We start from the raw sequence: 21956 nt of genomic DNA, 5'->3' as shown, positions 1-21956 counted from the left end.
CGCACCGTTCCACGGCGCCCCCACATTCTAAGTAATGGCATGATAAAACTCGGAAAACACATACAATTTTCTTTTTTATACACCTTTACTATTTGGCGCGCAATGCTCTCCCCGCCACGCCTGCCCGCTTAATGGGCCGCTTTTAATGCAGGTGCAAAGATGGTCTCAGGCCGCGCCACGACTGGCGCTGGTCTGGCATGCCGGAGCGAGAAAACGCATGCAAAACCATGCACCTTATGGATGCATGGCTTATTTGGTTAAAAATAGCGGGATTTACAGGGATTTTTTGACAGTCTACTGCGCGGCCAGTCCGGCGCGTCGACGGGCGTAAATCATGTTCTGTGCAGGGGTGAATTTTTCACGATTATCATCCCGCGAAGGCGCATCAGGCCTGTATCCTATGGCCGTTAAAATATCTTTATCCTGTGCAGAATAATTAATTTCATTTCCTGCGGTCAGCCAGACGGAAAGGGCTTCACGGAGATATGCCATCGAACGGTCAAGCGCGCGGTTTTTTATCATCGCGGGCTGGTTTTTAATCCCCATCAGCTCCGGTGCCAGTGCGGCGGCCAGTTCGCTTTTACGGTTCAGCCACGCGGTTTTGTTCGTCTGACAGGCGTCACAGGCCTGCTGTAAGGTCAGAGTGGTCACGGGTTGTTTCTCCTTATTAATGGCGGAACGGCGAGCTGTAGCAGCCTTTTACCCGACGGGGTGCAACGGGGGCTGTCGGCACCGGCGCGGTTTTCTCATCGACGCCCGGCGAGCGTATTGTAAGTATCACTTCAAAGATGGACTCATGCGTTTTGAATGTCGCCGAGCAGTGCACATTCTGGCACTGCAGGTAACTCTCTTTGACGCTGTCAGACATATAGCGGCTGGTACGAACGTGGGCCGCCGTGCGGCAGAATGGGCAGCTCTTTCTTGAGGTGACCGGGCCGGGCGGGAGCGAAAAAAGTATTCTGGCCGAAATTGCGACCATGCTTGCCGGGGAAGATAATGCCGCATCGGCCCCCATCGAAACGCTGGAATCACCGCGCGAACGCGCCGCGCTGATTGGCTTCTCGCTGATTCGTCTGCCTGAGCAGGAAAAGTGGAGCGGTGACGGGGCAGGACTCAAGGCCATCACCGGCGGTGATGCTGTATCGGTCGACCCGAAATACAAGGATGCGTACTCCACCCATATTCCGGCGGTGATTCTGGCCGTGAACAATAACCCGATGCGCTTTTCCGACCGCAGCGGCGGTGTTTGCCGTCGCCGGGTGATCCTGCATTTCCCGGAACAGATTGCCCCGAAGGAACGCGACCCGCAGCTCAAGAACAAAATCGCCCGCGAGCTGGCCGTGATTGTGCGCCAGCTAATGCAGAAGTTCAGCGACCCGATGACCGCCCCCCCTGCTCCAGTCACAGCAGAGCTCCGACGAGGCGCTCAGCATCAAGCGCGACGCCGACCAGGCATTTGATTTTTGTGGCTATCTGGAGGCACTGCCGGAGCCTGACGGTATATATATTGGCAATGCCAACATCATTCCGCGTCAGCCGCGTCTGTATTTGTATCATGCCTATCTGGCGTATATGGAAGCCCACGGCTACAGGAATACCCTGAGCCTGACTATGTTCGGTAAGGGGTTGCCAGCCATGCTGAAAGAATACGGGCTGAATTACGCCAGGCGGTGAACAAAACAGGGGATGCAGACGAATCTTGCGCTCAGGGAGGAAAGTAACGACGACTGGCTGCCCCGGTGCGACGAAACCACCGCAACATAACCTACCCGGACCGGCATCAGCCGGTCTTTTTTTATCTGAAATCCCGGAAGGTGAACAGTAAAGCGTTCACTGCTCACGGACCGTTAACCATATATCAGATTGAAATTAAAGATAAATAATGGCGTGTGAACAGTTTTCCGTAAAAAAAGTTTTTTCATTACCTGGCCTCGATTTCATCACAGAACCAATGCCTAAACATACCCCCTGCAGTCTACCAATCGCGATCTATTGAATCAATTTCACTCGGAGAAAACTGTGTTTTCTACTATCGATTTCCAATTCTTCAGTTGTGAAATTGCCTCGCTCAAACTTTGAGTCTCATGGGCCGGTTCGGCATAAGAAAGACTTAAAGTTGTCGTAAGACACATAGTGGAAACTGGTACACCATCATCAGACGGGTTTCTGATACTATTTAAATATTGAAAAACGGCCGTTGATATAGCTTCGCTATAGTTTTCTTTAAGTATTTTAAGCAGTGGGCGAATCACGTCAAGAACAGCTTGTCCATATTCTAAGGCCTGCTCCTCACTCGGAATCATTCCTTTATGAATGACCCCATTACGAAATTTTATTTTATTATTATTGAGCAAAGTGGGTTTACAACCTAATTCCAATAGATGTAGGAATATGAATACACCTAGTTGTCTTTCTGATTGATTCGAAACCTCTTTCCATGCTTCAACCACTTTCGATTCACTGATACCTTTCGAAATGCATACTACTTTTATGAAGAACTCATAGAATCTTTCCAAAGAAGAAGTAAATGATGAAACTGCCTCACGATAGTAACCATCGATGATTGCATGTGCGCCAATATCGAAAAGAATTTCGAATTTTTGTTGTTGTAAAAACGTGATGGAGGTATGCCCTTTAAGGCACGTCATTTCATATCTGCCATCCTCTCGGAATCCAACTGACGACAAGTTCGTAATCATAGGAAGAGAGCTTTAACTAGTGCCAATCATTTGATTTGTAATGAATTCTTTCAAACACACTGGACATGAGGATTGTAGTTTCATGCCTAACTCACTGTAAGTAGTGGAAATTACTGATATTCATCCATTTTGGGTAAAAGACAACTCTTCCTGCGAGAATGCAAAAGTGAACAGTAAAGTGTTCACTGTTCACGGACTGTTCATCATGTATCAAATTGAAATTAAAGATAAATAATGGCGAGTGACCAGTGTGAACAGTTTTCCGTAAAAAAGTTTTTTCTTGATGTGATCTATTCAAAAACAATTTCGCTTAACCACAGAAAGTATTGCAACAAATCGCCATTGGTATACGCTTAGGTATACAAATGAAAGTTGAATTGGCAAATCAACAATAAAAACATTAGGTTGAAAATAGTATCCAGATTCCGCCAGCTCAATGAAGTTCACTAAGCCCGCACAGCACAAGCTCTGCGGGCTTTTTTACGTCCATTGCCGCCTGGTGAGGATTGCAGAGAACCTTACGGACACTGGAGTCAAATGACGCGGTGGGTAAAGCGGCTGCGCGATGGGTGACAGGGCAAAACGCCAAAAGTCTCACCAATAACTCCCGAAAGAATTGGAATACGAGAGTCAAAGAAAATAGAACACTCACTGAGAGTCCTGCCTGGCTGGGGCAAAGCTCGCAGTCAGACTGTCGAGCATAAAGATAAGCAGTTGCCCGTGAGACGCCAGGATGTTGGGCTACGGTATCCATAGATTTGCGAAGATTCAGCAGACCTTCTTTGCGAAGCTTTAATGATCAATTCTTTTCTGTCAGCTGCTTTAAGCGTCCTGGCCGTAGTGGCACGAGCAGCGGCGAAACTATCTATGCGCTGTCGAATGGTCTCTGTTCCTCCAGGAGCAATATTTTCTCACGGAATTTTTTATTACCGTATGCGTTATTCAGCATAATCCGAAGACGTGATCCTGCTCACCCAGTCAAACATAACTTGCATATGATTGCCATTGGATGTCCTCACACCAACCTGACACGCATTTACGCCTGTCGTTTTGCCAGTCAAAACCTGTCCATACTTCATATAGATTTTGATACCGACTCCCTGTTTATAGCACTTATTGCAAATCGAGAAATAATCTCTTCTTGATGGAGTATATTGCTGAAGATTAAATCCGTCAGCCGGCACCAGCGAAAGATTAAAAGCGTCATTACCTGATAATTCTTCAAGAATTGCCAGAGACTCTAGTTTAACTTCAATGCGCTTATTTCCTTTAGGTTTATCCGAAGCCAGAATCAAATTTTCCTTCGGATTAAACTTCGCAATGTAGCCTGTGATTATCCGGGCATTATTACTCACCAATCGAACAGGGATATCATTAAAACGTAGAAATTGAACTCGACGAGCAAGCATAGAATAATCCCGCGGCCATATTTCAGCCTCTCGCCCGTAGGAAATATCATTTACAGCTATACATTCCATAAAGATATATTCATCTATGCTGAATGAAAAAGCCCCGGATTCACGGGGCTGAATAAAACAAAATAAATTAACGTAACAGAGACAGCACGTTCTGCGGGACCTGGTTAGCCTGCGCTAGAACGGAAGTACCGGCCTGCTGCAGAATCTGCGCGCGAGACATGTTGGAGACTTCGGTCGCGTAGTCGGAATCTTCGATACGGCTACGGGCAGAAGACAGGTTATTTACGGTGTTGCCCAGGTTGGTGATAGCGGAGTTGAAACGGTTCTGAACCGCACCCAGGTCAGAACGCAGCGCATCCACCTGCGCCAGCGCGGCATCAATTTTCTGCAGCGGGTTTTCAGTGGTTGTAGCAGCCGCTTCCGCCAGCTCTGGCTGTGCTTTGAAGTTGTGCCCAGCGGCTTTGCTGGCATTGTAGGTTTTACCGTCGATAGTAACAACTTCGGTTTTACCGTCTGCGCCACCCAGTTGGTTCAGTGCAGTTTTAGTGTTGCCGCCTTTATCGGTATATTCAGTGGTGTTAATGCTGAACGATCCATCTTTATTTTTTGTTGCAGCATAAATATTAGCCCCAACTTTAACACCGAAACCGCCATCAATAGTCTTACCGTTTTTATCCGTATAAGACATCGTAACTAATTGACCTTTTGCAGCATCAGCAGCACTAATACCACTGTCGGTCAACTGATCTTTAACTGCTGTACTGAGAGCTACAGGTTTTGGCTGCGTTTCGGTTACTGCCGTCGCCGTGGCTGGCATGCCTCCTGCCACTTTCGTGGTTGCCGGCATTGTAACAGTGCCATCATCTGCAACACTAACTTCATAAACACCATTTTTAGTAGCGTCGCCAGCGGTTAAACCTTCTACTTCAATAAAATATTTATTATCAGTTGCATCGAAGAAGACTTTACCATCCTTAATTGCAGCAGTACCGTTTGTTGCACCACCAACACCCGCTTTAAGAGCTGTATCATTAAGACCAGCAGTATTGAGGGTTGCCCCACCGCCGCTTTTAACTGCTTCGCTCTTCACATCATATTTTTTCTGCACATTCAGCGTATCCAGACCCAGGGTCTGAGAGTTGATCTGCTTCAGATCGATATCGATAGTTTCACCGTCGTTGGCACCAACCTGGATGGTCAGGGTGTTGTCCTGCGCCAGGACTTTCACGCCGTTGAACTGAGTCTGGCCGGATACACGGTCGATTTCGTTCAGACGCTGGGTGATTTCAGCCTGGATGGAGTCGAGGTCAGACTGGGAGTTGGTGCTGTTAGCAGACTGAACCGCCAGTTCACGCACACGCTGCAGGTTGTTGTTGATTTCGTTCAGCGCGCCTTCAGTGGTCTGCGCAATGGAGATACCGTCGTTAGCGTTACGGGAAGCCTGAGTCAGACCTTTGATGTTCGCGGTAAAACGGTTAGCAATCGCCTGACCTGCCGCATCGTCTTTCGCGCTGTTGATACGCAGACCAGAAGACAGACGCTCGATAGCGGTGCCCAGTGCGGACTGGGATTTGTTCAGGTTATTCTGGGTCAGCAGCGACAGACTGTTAGTGTTGATTACTTGTGCCATAAAATTTTCCTTTTGGAAGGTTTTTGATAAAACAATCTCCCATGAGAAAAGCGACTAAAATTCTTCTTTATCTGATGTAAAGGAGAAAATCATGGCTACTATTGGGTATATTCGGGTGTCAACAATTGACCAAAATATCGATTTACAGCGTAATGCGCTTACTAGTGCAAATTGTGACCGCATTTTTGAGGACCGTATCAGTGGCAAGATTGCAAACCGCCCCGGCCTGAAACGAGCGTTAAAGTATGTAAATAAAGGCGATACTCTTGTCGTCTGGAAATTAGACAGACTGGGCCGCAGCGTGAAAAACCTGGTGGCGTTAATATCAGAATTACATGAACGTGGAGCTCACTTCCATTCTTTAACCGATAGTATTGATACCAGTAGCGCGATGGGGCGATTCTTTTTTCATGTAATGTCAGCACTGGCCGAAATGGAGCGAGAATTAATTGTCGAGCGAACCCTTGCCGGACTGGCTGCCGCCAGAGCGCAAGGACGACTGGGAGGGCGCCCTCGGGCGATCAATAGACATGAACAGGAACAGATTAGCCGGCTATTAGAGAAAGGCCATCCTCGGCAGCAATTAGCTATTATTTTTGGTATTGGCGTATCCACCTTATACAGATACTTTCCGGCAAATCGTATAAAAAAACGAATGAATTAAAATAAAAATTACAACAGGATGGATATAACATTTTTGTAATACAGACGTATGGCATGAATAAACCGAAAGGGTATACGAAAAAGACAACATCTAATAAAAAAGAGAAAAAATTCAACGCATTAACATATATAGTATAACACACTCACGATAAAGCCTATGTTATATCCAGCTATAGACGACATCGCTCAAAACACTACCAGACGCAGTGTTCACATAGAAAGGCTTTTTAATCAAACTGTTAGATGTAAGCATTTACGGATAGAAAAAGTAGTAAAGTTTATGCCTTAAGTGTCGATAACCTGGATGACACAGGTAAGCCTGGCATAACATTGGTTATCAAAAACCTTGGTTTTCAAGAACCAATAAATCGTGTGGCTGATGCGCTATAAAAATCGCAGAGCGGTGACGATATTCCGCATAAGGAGCTGTTCGTTCGCAACATTCGAACGGTGACGTTAAAGCCGGTTTCATTGGCTAATGAAGACGAAGGGGACAAAATTACTACAGAGTTGATACCACAGAGATAGTCCAGGCTCGCAGGTGATACGGGATTTAACGCCGGAAAGTCTGCACAGAACACGATCTGCCGCCGGATACCATTAAATTGCCCCGCAACGCGTTATCAATACAACTACCGACGTTTCCCGTTACCTTGCTGTCGGTACGCTTACCTCATTGTCTGAAAGGTTATTTACGAAGTTATGATTAATAATCCACGGGCGTCTGGTATGCGAATCCAGTTCCCCAATCCTGACGCTTTGCCTTCGCGACCATACGCACGTAAATAAGCCTGAAACCAAACTTCATCGCTTAACGCTCTCCTCTTTCCCGATTTTTACGCAAAAAATCATCACATGATCAAGTGTTGTATTAGTTATTGCACTTTCCAAATGATATTGGTAATTATTATCATTCTCATTAACAACTTGTTCGATTTATGACGTGGAGAGAGAGGATTTCTCATGCGTATTCTGTTTGTCGGTCCGCCACTGTATGGACTGCTATACCCTGTGCTGTCCCTGGCGCAAGCGTTTCGTGTTAATGGCCATGAAGTGCTGATTGCAAGCGGTGGAAAATTTGCACAGAAAGCAGCAGAAGCTGGGTTGGTGGTATTTGACGCTGCGCCTGGTTTCGATTCGGAAGCGGGTTATCGCCGTCAGGAGGCATTACGAAAAGAAAATAACATTGGAACAAAAATGGGGAACTTCTCATTCTTCAGCGAAGAGATGACTGACCCGCTGATCGCGTTCGCCGGGCAGTGGCGACCAGATCTCATCGTCTACCCTCCCCTTGGGGTCGTTGGACCACTGATTGCCGCTAAGTATGACATTCCGGTAGTGATGCAAACCGTCGGCTTCGGTCATACGCCCTGGCACATCAAAGGCGTGACGAAATCACTTTCTAACGCCTACCGCCGCCATGGGGTCAGCGCGCCACCAAGAGATCTGGCGTGGATAGACGTCACACCGCCCAGCATGAGCATACTGCAAAATGACGGAGAGCCGGTTATCTCCATGCAATACGTCCCGTATAACGGCGGCGCCGTCTGGGAAGAATGGTGGGAACGTACACCTGATCGCAAGCGTCTTCTGGTCAGCCTCGGCACCGTCAAACCGATGGTGGATGGCCTGGATCTGATTTCCTGGGTAATGGATTCTGCCGGCGAAGTAGATGCCGAAATCATCCTGCATCTTCCGGCAAATGCCCGCTCGGATTTACGTTCACTACCGCCGAATGTCCGTCTGGTCGACTGGCTTCCGATGGGCGTTTTCCTTAACGGCGCCGACGGTTTTATCCACCATGGCGGCGCAGGCAACACCCTGACGGCACTACATGCCGGCATTCCGCAGATAGTCTTTGGTCAGGGTGCCGACAGACCCGTCAATGCCCGCGCCGTGGTCGAGCGCGGATGCGGAATTATTCCCGGTAAGAGCGGGCTTACGAGCAGCATGATCAATACCTTCCTCGGTAATCGCGCGCTTCGCGAGGCGTCGCAGGAGGTCGCGGCGGAAATGGCGGCCCAGCCTTGCCCGACCGAGGTGGCAAAAAAACTGATCGCCATGCTGCAACACAGCTAACCGCGGCAGCGCAATGACAATGTGGCGGCTGAACCCAGATTGCGCCGCCATATCTCATCTTTCACCGATAAGGAGGCTTAATGCCCGCGACTCATTCCCCCATGCCCGCTCGTGCCTGGATAGTTCGCCTTGCCCGCGTGTGTTGGGAACGTAAAACACTGAGTATCATTGTCATCGTAGCATCAGTATCGACCATTTTACTGGCTGCGCTGACGCCGTTAATAACGCGTCAGGCCGTCAATGACGCGATAGCAGGCGATACGACCCGCCTGCCGTTACTTGCCTGCGGCCTGCTATTAATTGCCCTTTTTGATTTTATCGGGAATTACGTGCGCCGCGGCTATGCCGGGGAACTCTCGCTGTGGGTTCAGCATACGTTACGTAGCCGTGCGTTCGACAGTATTCAAAAACTGGACGGCGCAGGCCAGGACGCCTTGCGTACCGGGCAGGTCATTTCGCGTACCAACAGCGATCTTCAACAGGTACACACCTTGCTACAGATGTGTCCGGTGCCGCTGGCGGTGCTCACTTACTATGTGGCCGGTATCGCGGTGATGCTATGGATGTCGCCATCCATGACGCTTATCGTGATTTGCGTACTGGCCGCCCTTGCCATTACCGCCCTGCGCGCCCGTCGCCGTGTTTTCGCGCAAACGGGGCTTGCCTCAGACCGGCTGGCGCACATGACGGAGCATATGCGCGAAGTATTGGAACAGATCTCAGTGGTGAAGTCCTGCGTGGCGGAGTTGCGCGAAACGTGTTGGCTCGATGGTCAGTCGCGGCAGATGGTGCGGGTACGCATCGGCGCCGCTATCTCGCAGGCGATGCCGGGCGCAACCATGCTGGCGCTACCGGTGATAGGGCAGATCGTCCTGCTGTGCTATGGCGGCTGGTCGGTGATGAGCGGGCGCATCGATCTGGGAACCTTCGTTGCGTTCGCGAGTTTTCTCGCTATGCTGACCGGCCCTACCCGCGTACTGGCATCGTTTTTGGTTATTGCACAGCGCACACAGGCGTCGGTGGAGCGCGTCTTCGCGCTTATCGACACGCGTTCTCGCATGGAAGACGGTACTGAGTCGGTTGAGGGTCAGATTATCGGGCTGGACGTGGAGAAGATGAGTTTCCACTACGACAACGGTAACCGTATCCTCAATGAGATCTCGTTTTCCATTCACGCCGGTGAAACCGTGGCAGTGGTTGGCGCATCCGGCTCCGGGAAATCAACATTGCTGATGTTGCTGGCGCGCTTTTACGATCCCACCTCCGGCGGGGTGTGGCTCAACACCACTACGGGTCAACAGAATATTCGCGACCTGAAACTGACGGCGCTTCGTCGTCGCGTTGGCGTAGTGTTTGAAGACGCGTTTTTGTTTGCCGGTACGGTGGCGGAAAACATCGCCTATGGGCACCCGCAAGCGACTCAGGACGACATTCGACGCGCCGCCGATGCCGCAGGCGCCAGCGGGTTCATCAATGCGCTACCGCAGGGGTTCAACACCCGACTGGCCGAACGCGGAAGCAACCTCTCCGGCGGCCAACGCCAGCGTATTGCGCTAGCCCGGGCACTGATTACCGCGCCGGAACTGCTGATTCTCGATGACACCACCTCGGCGGTCGATGCCGGTACTGAAGCGGAAATTAACACGGCTCTTGGTCGTTATGCCGATAATGAGCATATGCTGCTGGTGATTGCACGCCGCCGTTCAACACTGCAGTTAGCCGATCGGATCGTCGTGCTGGATAAAGGCCGCGTCGTGGATATCGGTACCCAGGCGGAGCTGGATGCAAGGTGTCCGACGTTTCGCTCGCTGATGAGCGGCGAGGGGGATTTTCTCGCCCTTGCCCCGGCAGAACAACGTACGCTATGGCCAACAACGCAGGCGGTAAAATCCGACGACGCGCATGAGCGCCAGACAACCGCCGGAAAAGGTTTTGTCGACCGGATGACGCGCGTTCCAGAACGCGCCGTACAGATGGCGCTGGCAGGCCACGGGCGTCAAGTCTCATCGCTGCTGACGCCAGTAGCCTGGATGTTCGTCATCGCCGCCCTGCTTATCGCGCTTGATTCCGCCGCAGGCGTTGGCGTGCTGGTGCTTTTGCAGCGCGGTATTGACTCAGGCGTTGCCGCAGGGGATATGTCGACTATTGACATATGCGCCCTGCTCGCGCTGTGTCTGGTAGCGATCGGTTGGTGCTGCTATGCGCTGCAAACGATCTTCGCCGCCCGCGCGGCAGAGTCGGTACAGCATACGGTACGCTTACGCAGCTTCAGCCACCTGCTACGTCTGAGTCTTCCCTGGCACGAGAAGCACATCGACTCGCGTCTTACTCGCATGACCGTCGACGTTGATTCACTCGCCCGATTTCTGCAAAACGGTCTTGCCAGCGCGGCCACCAGCATCGTGACGATGGTCGCTATCGCCGCGGCAATGTTCTGGCTTGACCCTATTCTTGCATTAACGGCATTAAGCGCCGTGCCTGTAGTGATGCTGGCGACGTGGATTTACCGCCGTTTGAGCTCGCCTGCCTACGCCCAGGCACGGCTGGAAATTGGTAAGGTGAACAGTACGCTTCAGGAAAAGGTCTCCGGTATGCGGGTAGTTCAGTCACACGGCCAACAGAAGCAGGAAGCCGCCAGGCTACGGGCGTTATCAGACAACTTCCGCGCCACCCGCGTGCGGGCGCAAAAATACCTTGCTGTCTATTTTCCGTTCCTGACCTTCTGCACCGAGGCCGCCTATGCCGCCGTGCTTTTAATCGGGGCGACCCGGGTCGCCGGAGGCGAAATGACGCCCGGGGTACTGGCGGTGTTCTTCCTGCTACTGGGACAATTTTATGGCCCGGTACAGCAGTTGTCAGGCATTGTCGATTCCTGGCAGCAGGCAACCGCCAGCGGCAAACATATCAATGCGCTATTGGCAACTGAGGAAACGGAGAATATTGAACCGTCCTCCATAACGCCTGGCACTGGCGCGCTACGTCTGGAGGCATTGACATTCCGCTATCCCGAAAAAACGCAACCTGTGCTTGATAATCTCTCGCTCACCATTCCGCCAGGAACGGTAGTCGCGGTGGTCGGACGTAGCGGCGCCGGCAAATCGACGCTGATCAAGCTGCTGGCCGGGCTCTACTCTCCTGGCAGCGGGCAAATCCGTGTCGGTGAGCGCCTAATTGATGCCGCGTCGCTTAGTGATTATCGTCGCCAGACGGGGCTGGTCACTCAGGATGTCACATTATTTAGCGGCGATATTGCCGAAAATATCCGCTATTCGCGGCCAGACAGCAGCGACACGGAGGTGGAGATCGCGGCGCGACGGGCGGGACTCTTTGAAACTGTGCAACATCTGCCGCTGGGGTTTCGTACTCCGGTCAATAACGGCGGCACGGATCTGTCCGCGGGCCAGCGTCAGTTGATTGCCCTCGCCCGCGCGCAACTGGCGCAGGCGCACATTCTGCTGCTCGACGAGGCGACAGCGCGTATCGACCGCAGCGCCGAGGAGCGCTTAATAACCTCGCTTACCGGAGTGACGCATACCGAGAAACGCATCGCGCTTATCGTCGCGCACCGACTGACCACCGCTCGCCGCTGCGATGTTATTGTCGTAATCGATAAAGGATGTATCGCTGAATATGGCAGCCATGAGCAGTTGATAGCGGCTCATGGCCTGTATGCTCGTCTGTGGCGGGACAGCATCGGCCAGACACGCGATACGCAAGGAGAGGTCACAGGATAGTTTTTATCGCCACGATTTACGCAAAAGAAAGCCCGCAAGCGGCTGTTCCTGTAACAGCCGCTTTAGCTATTGATACTGACCGAAATATAAACGAGATGGAATACAGAAAATGAGACTGAGCCCGCCCGTCGCTCCTGTCGCTATACAGACCGCTACGCGCCTTCGCCGCCAACTCGCCGCCGGAAGCCAGGTTGACGCTTCTCACTTCTGGCGAGAAGCAAACTCGCTCGCGCTGCCGCTGGTGACAGCCATTAACGGCGCAGACGATGAACGGGAAGTCACCTTCCTGTGGCGTGCCGCCTCTCCTCTGCGGGGGGTTTATGTTCGCCTGAACCGTGTCACCGATAAAGATAACGTGGCGAAAGGTATGATGACGCAACTGCCCACAACGGATATCTGGCATCTGACGCTTCGCTTACCGGCGTCCTACTGCGGTTCCTATACGATGGTCGAAATACCACCGAAAACCCCGGACGAGACGGTGTTGCAGCTTGGAAGCCGTTTCGCCTCCCTTGTCGGGAAGGCGGACCCGCTGAACAGCACGCCGGGAATAAATGTTCGGGGCAATGCGCAGGAGTCCGTTCTGGCGTTGGATCATGCCCCGGCACAGGAGGAGTGGTCAGGCTGTCGCGCTTACGCCGGGCAGCTTTTCACCTCAGAACATCGGCTCGCCGGACAACGTCGCCGTGTGCGGCTGTATCTTCCTGACGTTCCTGTCGTACAACCGCTGGGCTTACTGGTACTCACGGATGGCGAGATCTGGTTCGACCATCTTGGGGTAAGCGCCGCCATTGACGCCGCCATCCGCAGCGGACGCATCGCGCCGGTGGCCGTACTCGGCATTGATAACATCAACGCGGGTGAACGCGTCGCAATCCTCGGCGGTCGCCGCGAGCTGGTGCTCGACATTGCCGAACGCCTGCTGCCAACCCTTCGCGCCAAATACCCGGAACGACAGTGGGCGGACCGTACACAAACGGTGCTGGCTGGGCAAAGCCTCGGCGGCGTGACCGCGCTGATGGCGGCCCGCCACGCGCCAGAGAGCTTCGGCCTGGTGCTGAGCCACTCCCCCTCAATGTGGTGGACGCCGGACAACCGCAATCGCCCGCCCCATTTCAGCGCAGAAGAGCGCTCATGGGTCAGCGAACATGTGTTATCCGCGCCCTCGCCAGCCGTACGTACGCATCTGTGCGTGGGATCGCTGGAAGGTTCGACGGTCCCGCAGGTCAAACAGTTGCATGAAAAATTGCGCGCCGCCGGCGTTGAAAGCCATTGCAGCGTGTACACCGGCGGTCACGATTATGCCTGGTGGCGCGGCGCGCTGATTGACGGATTACGTCTACTACCCCGATAAAACTTCACCTGCCAAAAAGGAATCACATCCGATGTATGGTCGCCAGTACCACAACAAGTGCTATCGCATGGCGCTATTTTTAGTGAGTTTTTGTTCTAGCGCGCTGAGTTATGCGCAGCCGGATATGCAGCCATTAGGACCGAATATCGCTGATAAAGGTTCGGGATATTACCATTTTAGGGTCAATGACTTTCAATCTGCCGATGGCGCAAGACATTACCGGGTATGGACCGCTATTCCCAATAAAGCCGCCCCGCCGTCGGGTTATCCTGTTTTATATATGCTGGACGGCAACGCAGTGATGGACAGACTGCCGGAGACGCTGCTCAAACAGCTGGCAGACCACTCGCCGCCGGTGATTGTGGCGATTGGCTATCAGACTAACCTGCCGTTTGATCTTAACGGCAGAGCTTATGACTATACGCCGGCGCCGGGAATCGAAGGCAGTGAAAATAACCCGCGTTTTCATCGTAAAACCGGCGGCGGGCCAGCGTTCCGCCAGCTACTGGAGAGACATATCGCGCCGCAGGTGGAACAAGGAATAACCATCAACTCCGAACGGCGCGGGGTATGGGGACATTCTTATGGCGGCCTGTTCGTTTTAGACTCCTGGCTGTCGTCATCCTTCTTTCATATCTATTACAGCGCCAGCCCGTCACTCAGCAGGGATAACTTTGCCCTGTTGAATCGCCTTACGACAGTGAAGTCGTCGCCGTTCTGCCATAAAAAACTCATCATAATGGAAGGTTCTGCGTCGAATGGGGATAGCAGGCAACGCCAGATGGCCGGGCTCCTGCAAAAAGTTCAGGAGACCGTGAGAACGCTTGAGAACAACGGCGTTAACGCGGCCCTGCAGCATTACCCGGGCCTGGGCCACGGGCCCATGTTTAACGCCTCTTTCCGCAGTGCATTGCTGGATATCAGTCGCGAACCGGCAAGCCAAAAACCACGCTGCCATTAACCCGTCGCCAGAATATGCCCGCCAGCGGCGGGCATAACCTATCAAAACGAGGCCGTCACACCGGCATAATAAGCCCGACCAGGTTCGTTATAGGTATTTGCCCCTTCGGCGGAGCGATAGATCTGTTTATCGAAGATATTGCTGATACCGACATTAAGACGCAGGTTCTTATTGATATCGTAGTTAACGTTAGCGCCGACCAGTGAGTAAGCCCCCAGCGCTTTCCCGGACAATCCTTTGGTCTCTTCACTACGCGACTCTGCATGTGTTCGCGGTTTTTGCTTGCCGTATAACGTCCAGTTGACGTTAGCGGAGAGCGTGCTGGTAATAGTCCAGTCGAGGAAGGTATTCACCGTATATTTCGGGATTATCGATAAGGGATTGCCGGTATCTTTTTGCTCAGAAGCAATCATATAAGTCGCATTGGTATTCCAGTTCAGACGGTCCGGCATCAGCGGAACAGTCATGCTGGCTTCAATACCTTCAATCAGCGCTTTACCGCCGTTCTGCCACTGCAATACATAAGCGCCAGATGCGCTTCTGCCAATAATTTTATCACCTGCGACAATCTTATTCTGATAATCGTTACGGAAATACGTGACGCTTGCGTGGTAATCGTCTACGGTAAATTCCAGCCCGATCTCTTTATTGATGCTAATTTCAGGATCGAGGTTCTTATTACCGACCAGGTAACAGCCGCCCGACGTAATATCTTTTGGACAACCGTTGCCTTTCGAATAGAGTAAATACCCCTCACTGGTTTGATACAAGTTCGGTGCCTTAAAGGCACGGGCAATACCGGCTTTCACCTTGACGTATTCACCTAACTCCTGGGAAAGGTTAAGACTGGGACTAAAATTACTCCCGGATTCGCTCAAATAGTCAAAACGCAGACCCGGAATAATATTGGTACCGGCCATGGGTTCGATATTATCTTCAACGTACAGCGCACTGATTTCCGATTTATTTTTGCTGCTACGGTTAGCCGCCGAACCGGGAATCCCGGCGATATTGCTATCCTTAACCGTCAGACTGGTAGAGGAAGGATCGTTCAGCTCATCGCGGTTCCACTCCGCGCCGACGGTGAGCGTTTGCTCAAATAGCCATATCACCGGGACATTCACCTCGCCGCTGGTGCGATACGAGGTCAGGCGGTTAGTGGTGAACGTCTGGTCGTTGGTAATACGCCCCTCGCCGCCGCCGGAGAGCCCCTCATTCATGCGGGTATTATCGGTTTTTTCATAGTAGAACCCCAGGCGGCTTTGCCCCCAGTCCCAGATGCCGTTATGAGTTAGACCGTAATTCTGCCGGTACAGGCGATTGGTCTCCCGCCCGGACTGCGCGAGACTTTTGGTAACCGCGTTTGAAGTACTGTTTTGCGTATCGCCGGCATAGATATTCCCCTGCCGACTGTATCCCGCTTCAAAATCAAGGATTTGCTGCGGGGTCATTTTCCATGAGAAGACGCTATTAATATCTTTATTGGTGACCCCCTCCCGTCCGGCGGCATTCTTGGTACCGGCGGAGGAGTTAATATCCCAGCTGTCGGCATCGGTTCTGTTGAGATTACCGTACAGGCGCATCGTCAACGTATCTCCAGCCAACGGGCCGCTAAGGCTAAAGTTACCCCGCCGGGTGTCACCTTCTTTGCTGCTTTCCGGCTGGTTGGTATAGAGCGACAGCGAGCCGTGCCAGTCATTAGTGGGGCGTTTGGTGATGATATTCACCACCCCGCCTGCGGCACCGGAGCCATAGCGCGCGGCGGCGGGCCCACGGATCACTTCAATACGTTCTACCATCTCCGGCGGTACCCAGTTTGTATCGCCACGGGTGTCGCGTTCTCCGCGCCAGCTATAGCGAACCGAATTTCGCGACGTCACCGGCACGCCGTCAATCAGCACTAAGGTATTTTCCGGCCCCATACCACGAATATCAATTTGTCGGTTATTTCCGCGCGTTCCCGAGGCACTATTGCCGGTAAGATTAACCCCAGGCATCTTACGAATAATATCGGCAAGATCGTTAACGGGAGGATTCTTCTGAATATCGTCACGAGTAATAATCGAAACGCCCGGCTGTTGCTTTAATACTTGCTCGGCGGTGGATTCAACCACCATCGTTTCGCCGTTGTCGTCAGTAGATTCTGCTGCTGATAATGGACTATTAACCCCTGTAGAAACCACGGTTATTAACCAGAGGAACTTATTAACTCTCATACCCATTCCCTAAATAATGTCTAAAGTAGCGCTGTTGCCCTCAAGCTCACATCCTTGCCAGGTTACGTCTAAATAGTAATTATTATCACATACTAATGATAATAATTATCATTCAATTAAGGAAAAGGCAATCTTTCGACCGCAAAAATCTGGTAATAAAAAAACGGAAACGGGATTTTGCAATATGACTCTCTGTCCGGGCTCCGCTTTGCCAGTAAATCCGGGAAGGGGGGCAGAATGCGCCTACTGAACGGAGGTTTTACAAAACAGGAGTAGAGAAATAAAACTATTTTTCAAATCGTTAATGACAAGAAACCCCCAGGTAAGATGGTATAGTGCGGCTCAGAGTCCACCGGCGCTTCCCTGCCGACGGCGAACCGTTCTTACAGTTTGCCAGCGACTTTCCCTCTGGGTAATGGTGGGATCGGATACGATTGTAGTCATTCGATATTTGATGATGAAAGTGATGTTGGCGCCAAAATACAAAGCGCCTGGTAATATTTATCAGGCGCTTTGCAGACAGAAAACCATCAAACATCGGTTTCTCGTTCTCCAGAAGCTACTGGAAAATATGACAACCCACAGTTAGTGGGTTTTACTGCCGTGTCTTGAGAAGTACCTTCTTGTATTCCCAAGTCGTCCAGGAGACGCCGCAACCAATAAAGTTCAATCGCCTGCACTTTTCTCTGTCGTTTGTCTTCCCTTTCAGAAGGCGGGCGAATATCAGACTCATGAGTACATGTAACACAATAACCTTTTAACTCTATCCACTTAGGCTTAGGGGGGCCCTTAGGCTCGGGAGGCGTTGGGCTGGCAACGCATGAACAGGCACTTATACATCCAGGCATAGCGTTTTCCTTTTCAAACAATTCGCTTTAGTTGGAAGTTCTACTTGAGAAAATAGAAATGGTTATTCAGATATTTTTACCGTCGCATACTCCTGTAATAATAAAAGATACTGTAAATAATTAACTCTCAGCTACTATTCAGTAGCAGATAGTTATTCTTACATTTCTTTTATTTCAGATTTACGTCAAAAAGGGCTAAATATTTTCACTATAAAATTCGTTAAAGAGTGTTTGTGTACTTGTAGACATTCTGGCGTCTTCAGTACGCAAATCGGTTAGTGTACAATCTTTAAAACAGGTATTGTTTAAATTAGCCTCAGCCAAATCAGCCCCGTCCAGGTTCGTAGAAATGAAACTCGCCTTTCGCAGGTTTGCCCGGGTTAAGATAGCGCCTTCCATAATAGCAGCCATTATAGTAGCACCCTGTAATGTCGCACCGCTCATATCGGCACGTATAAGGGTTGCACCTGAAAGATTAGTGTGATCCATATTTGCACCGGAGCAATTACATTCTATCATGCTACAGCCTAACAGACTCGCGTGTTGTAAATTGGCGCCAGTAAGATTAGCGTGATCGAGGGTAGCGCCACACATAATACTATCTTCCAGACAGGCGTTCATTAAATTACTGTCGCCTAATGATGCTCCCGATAGATTTGCGCCCTTAAAATTTGCACCGTCACAATCCGCCATAAACAGTACTGTCCCCCCTAAATCTGCGTCGCTTAGGTCTGCGCCACATAAATTTTCTGCCGTCAGATTTGCTCCGGTAAGGACAGCGCCTTTAAGATTCATGCCTCCCTGGGCAGTTAATATTACAGAATCCTGAGGGAGAGAAAATTCGCATCTGAATAGTAAAGCTCGACATATTTTTTCAAAAGAGGCAAGCGGAATTTCTCTCATCTCAGAATGGTCGCCTTTACTGACCCGTACAATAACTTGTCCAGCTTCGTTATTCTCACCAGGAAGATTAAATTCGACACGACACCCATCCATATCCTCCAGTACGATGTTTTCTGGCAACGGAGCACCTCTGTCAGGCATTGAACTTTTCAATGTATCAGCCATAGTGTCTATCAATTCCTGATATTGTGCTTCATTTTTCCGACGCACCCCACCACAGGTAAAAAAGTTAATGATATATTCCAGAATGGTTTTGGGAGAGGTGGCTTGCCGCATAGCAGCAGAAGTCCCCGCGCCAAAAGCAGATGTAGCCATACCAGCCAGACTATCGAGTGAACGCTCCATAATATTTTCTCCCAGAGAGAGCAACACAGTACATGATAAAATTTATCATATAGATTTGCATTTAGAGATAAGGTGAATACCCCCTTTGCGTCTGGTTACATAATCACGTATCACGGTGCTTTGCTGTCTGACTTACACAATACCAGCCAAATAAATATATTGGCTTATACTCGTCATACTTCAAGTTGCATGTGCTGCGGCTGCGTTCCCTCACCCCAGTCACTTACTTTAGTAAGCACCTGGGGATTCGCTCGCTTGCCGCCATCCTGCAACTCGAATTATTTAGAGTATAAACATTATTTAAAATAATAAACGCGGCATTCGTTTTAATACTACGTTCAGGACTCATCCCACTCATTAGCAGAAAATCTATTAAAAAGCGTGTTCAGGCGTTTTATTGCTGCCATTGATAAACTGTTTAACAACGTCGTCTGTACAGGCCTTCTTCGTTGCCTTTACGTTTAACTCAATCAGGCTACCGTCTCGGTTATAAGTCTATCGAGTAGTAGGGACGTAGTATGACGATGCAGCAAAGTGATATGGAAAGATATAATCCATTATTAATGTTAAAAGAAGTCATGGCGCAGACGCCTTATCGCCATAAACGCTGGGGAGAGCGTAAGTTTCGCTATAAATTTGTATTACGTTGCCTTATTAACCCTGTAACGACAATTAAATACTTCAATGAATTATGCCATCTGTCTCAGCCCAGAACGCTGATCATTCATCGTCCCCTATTGCCGGCAAAAATCCAGCGGCCCTATTTGTATACCGGGCTTAGCATACGTTGCCGGGCAAGAGCTATTCTGGAACACTACCAGTTCGTTCAGTCCTTTCCGGAAAGTAAAATTAAAAAGATCCTTCTGTCCGAGGAACAAATCTTACTCGCTCACCTGGAAGGAAAAAACGGTGCTCTGGTAGATATCTACTGCGGTCCCTGTGGCTATGACAGAGAAGGTGAGCTGACATTAACGCTGTGCTTCAATGATACGCCGTTGGCACGTTTATCATTTTCCTTTATCCGCCATGAAGGGAAGCAAATAGCGCTGGTTGCCGGGTTACAAGGGCCCAGTAAACATATCGGCCCACAAGTCATACGTAACGCCACCAAAGATTGTTACGGTCTCTTTCCTAAACGGATGCTGTATGAAGCATTTGCGACATTGATGCAGGCCTGTAATGTCGACGAGATTTATGCGGTAAGTGAAAACAACCATGTTTATCGTCAACTCCGGTACTTATTCCAGAAGAAAAAAACTTTTGTGGCCAGCTATAGTGAATTCTGGGAGTCGCTAAACGGCGTTAAGAAAGGTGCCTTATATCATCTGCCATCACAGGTGATGCGTAAAGCGCCTGAAAGTATCCCCAGCAAAAAACGCGCAGAGTATCGGAAACGCTATCATATTCTGGATACAATAATACAAGAGGTTAACAGCCTCTCCCGGTAGAGCTATTTCATACGCGGATGTGCAGATCCTGCTACCGTTCAGCGGATCTCTTTGAAATCTGTATCGCTACTGGATGGTTAAATACAGAATGGCTTGCGAGTGAAAAGCGCGGCATTAAACCGTCGCTTTCACTCATGCTATGATCAACATCTTAATCTTATTCCCTTCACCATAACGTCATCGATTAGCATGTTAACCATTAAATACAAGCTAAACATTTGTCACATTTTTATTTGGTTAAGCAAAAAAATAATACAAAATAGAATTTTCAGTAAGCCAAGTCAGGAGTTTTGGTGAAAATACAAGAAGTTAAGCGTATATTAACCCGCTGGCAGCCGTCTTCCTTTACCCTATACCGGGAGGTGTTTGCGCAATACGGCGGTAGTATCAATATGCACCCAGATATTGTTGATTATTTTATGAAGCGCCATAACTGGCATTTTAAATTCTTCCACTATGAAGAAGATGATAAGATTAAAGGCGCCTACTTTATTTGTAATGATCAGAATATTGGCATCCTGACGCGCAGAACCTTCCCACTATCGTCAGATGAGATACTTATTCCGATGGCACCAGATTTACGCTGCTTCTTACCCGATCGTACTAACCGGCTTTCGGCGTTACATCAGCCACAAATACGCAATGCCATATGGAAACTCACCAGAAAAAAACAAAATTGTCTGGTCAAAGAAGCGTTCTCTTCTAAGTTTGAAAAAACACGCCGTAATGAATATCAGCGATTTCTTAAAAAAGGCGGAAGTGTAAAAAGCGTTGCTGATTGTTCTTCTGATGAACTGACTCATATTTTTATCGAGTTATTTCGGTCTCGTTTCGGTAATACTTCATCCTGCTATCCCGCTGATAACCTTGCCAACTTTTTTAGTCAACTGCATCACCTTCTGTTTGGGCATATTCTTTATATTGAAGGGATACCCTGTGCATTTGATATCGTACTGAAATCTGAAAGCCAGATGAACGTCTACTTTGACGTATCTAATGGTGCAATTAAAAATGAGTGCAGGCCACTCAGTCCCGGCAGCATACTAATGTGGCTAAATATTAGCCGCGCCAGAAATTACTGCCAGGAAAGACAAAAAAAATTACTTTTTTCCATCGGCATACTAAAGCCTGAATGGGAATATAAGCGCATGTGGTCGACCCCCTATTTTACCGGGAAATCGATTTGCTAAAAAGAAAGCCTGGACGTAAATATGTTTTTTACGTCCAGATTTTTCATAAATCCTGATGAACTGATAAAAAACTAAAATTTAATCAGAATTTAAAAAATAAGTTAACCACCATATAATCATAATGACAATTACTCGAAATTCACTTACACTATACTCGGTTTTATGGAATTGATTAACACGGTATGTTACAGATAACGTGCTAAAAAGCGTGCAGCGGTTATACATTTTCATATGTGTGTGTCATTAACCTGGCGTCAGGAACAGATGATGATGACAACCACCATTTTATCTCTTCTGGCCTGGCATACCGTCAGTAGATTAAAGGTGTAGCCTTGCTTTATGGCATTACAAAAATGCGGGTGGGGTCTATGCTCAATGCATACGTTATTTGTAACAACGCTCTTGTGCATAAACAATACGTTATTGTCAACAGCACTGAACGGGTACAGTGGTTCTTGCTGACAACAG

The 21956-nt window shown here is 49.7% G+C and carries 14 protein-coding genes and 2 pseudogenes; 8 read left to right on the top strand and 8 right to left on the bottom strand.

Features of this window, described 5'->3' with window-relative positions; all coding sequences use genetic code 11:
- Positions 1-294: 294 nt before the first annotated feature.
- Together ACLD3P_RS15965 and ACLD3P_RS15960 are read right to left on the bottom strand one after the other, a co-directional pair.
- Positions 295-651 (bottom strand): phage polarity suppression protein, encoded by a 357-nt coding sequence (locus ACLD3P_RS15965; protein WP_411006302.1) that lies wholly within the window; start codon positions 649-651, stop codon positions 295-297.
- Between the two features lie 16 nt (positions 652-667).
- Positions 668-979, bottom strand: a complete 312-nt coding sequence (locus ACLD3P_RS15960) for an ogr/Delta-like zinc finger family protein (protein WP_072275987.1) — start codon at positions 977-979, stop codon at positions 668-670.
- Here ACLD3P_RS15960 and ACLD3P_RS15955 point away from each other — a divergent pair.
- Positions 894-1764: pseudogene (locus tag ACLD3P_RS15955) on the top strand (primase-like DNA-binding domain-containing protein); the annotation flags it as partial. The gene ACLD3P_RS15960 and the pseudogene ACLD3P_RS15955 overlap by 86 nt on opposite strands.
- Before the next feature lie 239 nt (positions 1765-2003).
- Here the strand turns inward: ACLD3P_RS15955 and ACLD3P_RS15950 are convergent.
- From ACLD3P_RS15950 to ACLD3P_RS15935, 4 genes and pseudogenes are all read right to left on the bottom strand, one after another.
- Positions 2004-2648 (bottom strand): hypothetical protein, encoded by a 645-nt coding sequence (locus tag ACLD3P_RS15950; RefSeq protein ID WP_411006301.1) that lies wholly within the window; start codon positions 2646-2648, stop codon positions 2004-2006.
- A 739-nt stretch (positions 2649-3387) separates the two neighbouring features.
- Positions 3388-3610, bottom strand: a pseudogene (locus tag ACLD3P_RS15945) (helix-turn-helix domain-containing protein); the annotation flags it as partial.
- Between the two features lie 27 nt (positions 3611-3637).
- A complete protein-coding gene (fljA, locus tag ACLD3P_RS15940) occupies positions 3638-4177 on the bottom strand; it encodes a phase 1 flagellin gene repressor FljA (protein ID WP_000388871.1) in 540 nt (179 codons plus the stop codon).
- Positions 4178-4244: 67 nt separating this feature from the next.
- Positions 4245-5747 (bottom strand): FliC/FljB family flagellin, encoded by a 1503-nt coding sequence (locus tag ACLD3P_RS15935; protein WP_023258319.1) that lies wholly within the window; start codon positions 5745-5747, stop codon positions 4245-4247.
- A gap of 91 nt (positions 5748-5838) precedes the next feature.
- On the opposite strand from ACLD3P_RS15935, the gene hin reads away from it, so the two are divergent.
- From hin to ACLD3P_RS15910, 5 genes are all read left to right on the top strand, one after another.
- Positions 5839-6411: a flagellar phase variation DNA invertase Hin gene (hin, locus tag ACLD3P_RS15930; protein ID WP_000190917.1), complete on the top strand. Its 573-nt coding sequence runs from the start codon at positions 5839-5841 to the stop codon at positions 6409-6411.
- 962 nt (positions 6412-7373) lie between these two features.
- Positions 7374-8489 carry a salmochelin biosynthesis C-glycosyltransferase IroB gene (gene iroB / locus ACLD3P_RS15925; RefSeq protein ID WP_411006715.1) on the top strand — a complete coding sequence of 372 codons (1116 nt, stop codon included), beginning with the start codon at positions 7374-7376 and terminating at the stop codon, positions 8487-8489.
- An 80-nt stretch (positions 8490-8569) separates the two neighbouring features.
- On the top strand, positions 8570-12223 hold the full coding sequence (gene iroC, locus ACLD3P_RS15920; RefSeq protein ID WP_411006714.1) for a salmochelin/enterobactin export ABC transporter IroC: 3654 nt from the start codon (positions 8570-8572) through the stop codon (positions 12221-12223).
- 109 nt (positions 12224-12332) lie between these two features.
- The gene (locus ACLD3P_RS15915) at positions 12333-13577 is read left to right on the top strand and encodes an esterase family protein (RefSeq protein WP_262943686.1); all 1245 of its coding nucleotides are present in this window, start codon (positions 12333-12335) and stop codon (positions 13575-13577) included.
- 31 nt (positions 13578-13608) lie between these two features.
- Positions 13609-14538, top strand: a complete 930-nt coding sequence (locus tag ACLD3P_RS15910) for an alpha/beta hydrolase (protein WP_262943687.1) — start codon at positions 13609-13611, stop codon at positions 14536-14538.
- Between the two features lie 41 nt (positions 14539-14579).
- On the opposite strand, the gene ACLD3P_RS15905 is transcribed toward ACLD3P_RS15910, so the two are convergent.
- Positions 14580-16754: a TonB-dependent siderophore receptor gene (locus ACLD3P_RS15905; RefSeq protein WP_411006300.1), complete on the bottom strand. Its 2175-nt coding sequence runs from the start codon at positions 16752-16754 to the stop codon at positions 14580-14582.
- A 1043-nt stretch (positions 16755-17797) separates the two neighbouring features.
- Positions 17798-18850: a type III secretion system effector PipB2 gene (gene pipB2 / locus ACLD3P_RS15900; RefSeq protein ID WP_001630496.1), complete on the bottom strand. Its 1053-nt coding sequence runs from the start codon at positions 18848-18850 to the stop codon at positions 17798-17800.
- Positions 18851-19368: 518 nt separating this feature from the next.
- Here pipB2 and ACLD3P_RS15895 point away from each other — a divergent pair.
- Both ACLD3P_RS15895 and ACLD3P_RS15890 read left to right on the top strand, forming a co-directional pair.
- Positions 19369-20298: a VirK family antimicrobial peptide resistance protein gene (locus ACLD3P_RS15895; RefSeq protein WP_000178742.1), complete on the top strand. Its 930-nt coding sequence runs from the start codon at positions 19369-19371 to the stop codon at positions 20296-20298.
- Positions 20299-20591: 293 nt separating this feature from the next.
- On the top strand, positions 20592-21488 hold the full coding sequence (locus ACLD3P_RS15890) for an antimicrobial resistance protein Mig-14 (protein ID WP_000701508.1): 897 nt from the start codon (positions 20592-20594) through the stop codon (positions 21486-21488).
- Positions 21489-21956 lie beyond the last annotated feature (468 nt).

The sequence above is a fragment of the Salmonella sp. 741265073_HBA genome (genome assembly GCF_046569105.1).
In the GTDB taxonomy this organism is placed as follows: domain Bacteria; phylum Pseudomonadota; class Gammaproteobacteria; order Enterobacterales; family Enterobacteriaceae; genus Salmonella; species Salmonella enterica.
Note: the sequence above shows the minus strand (reverse complement) of the source record. Positions and strands in the feature narration are given on the sequence as shown.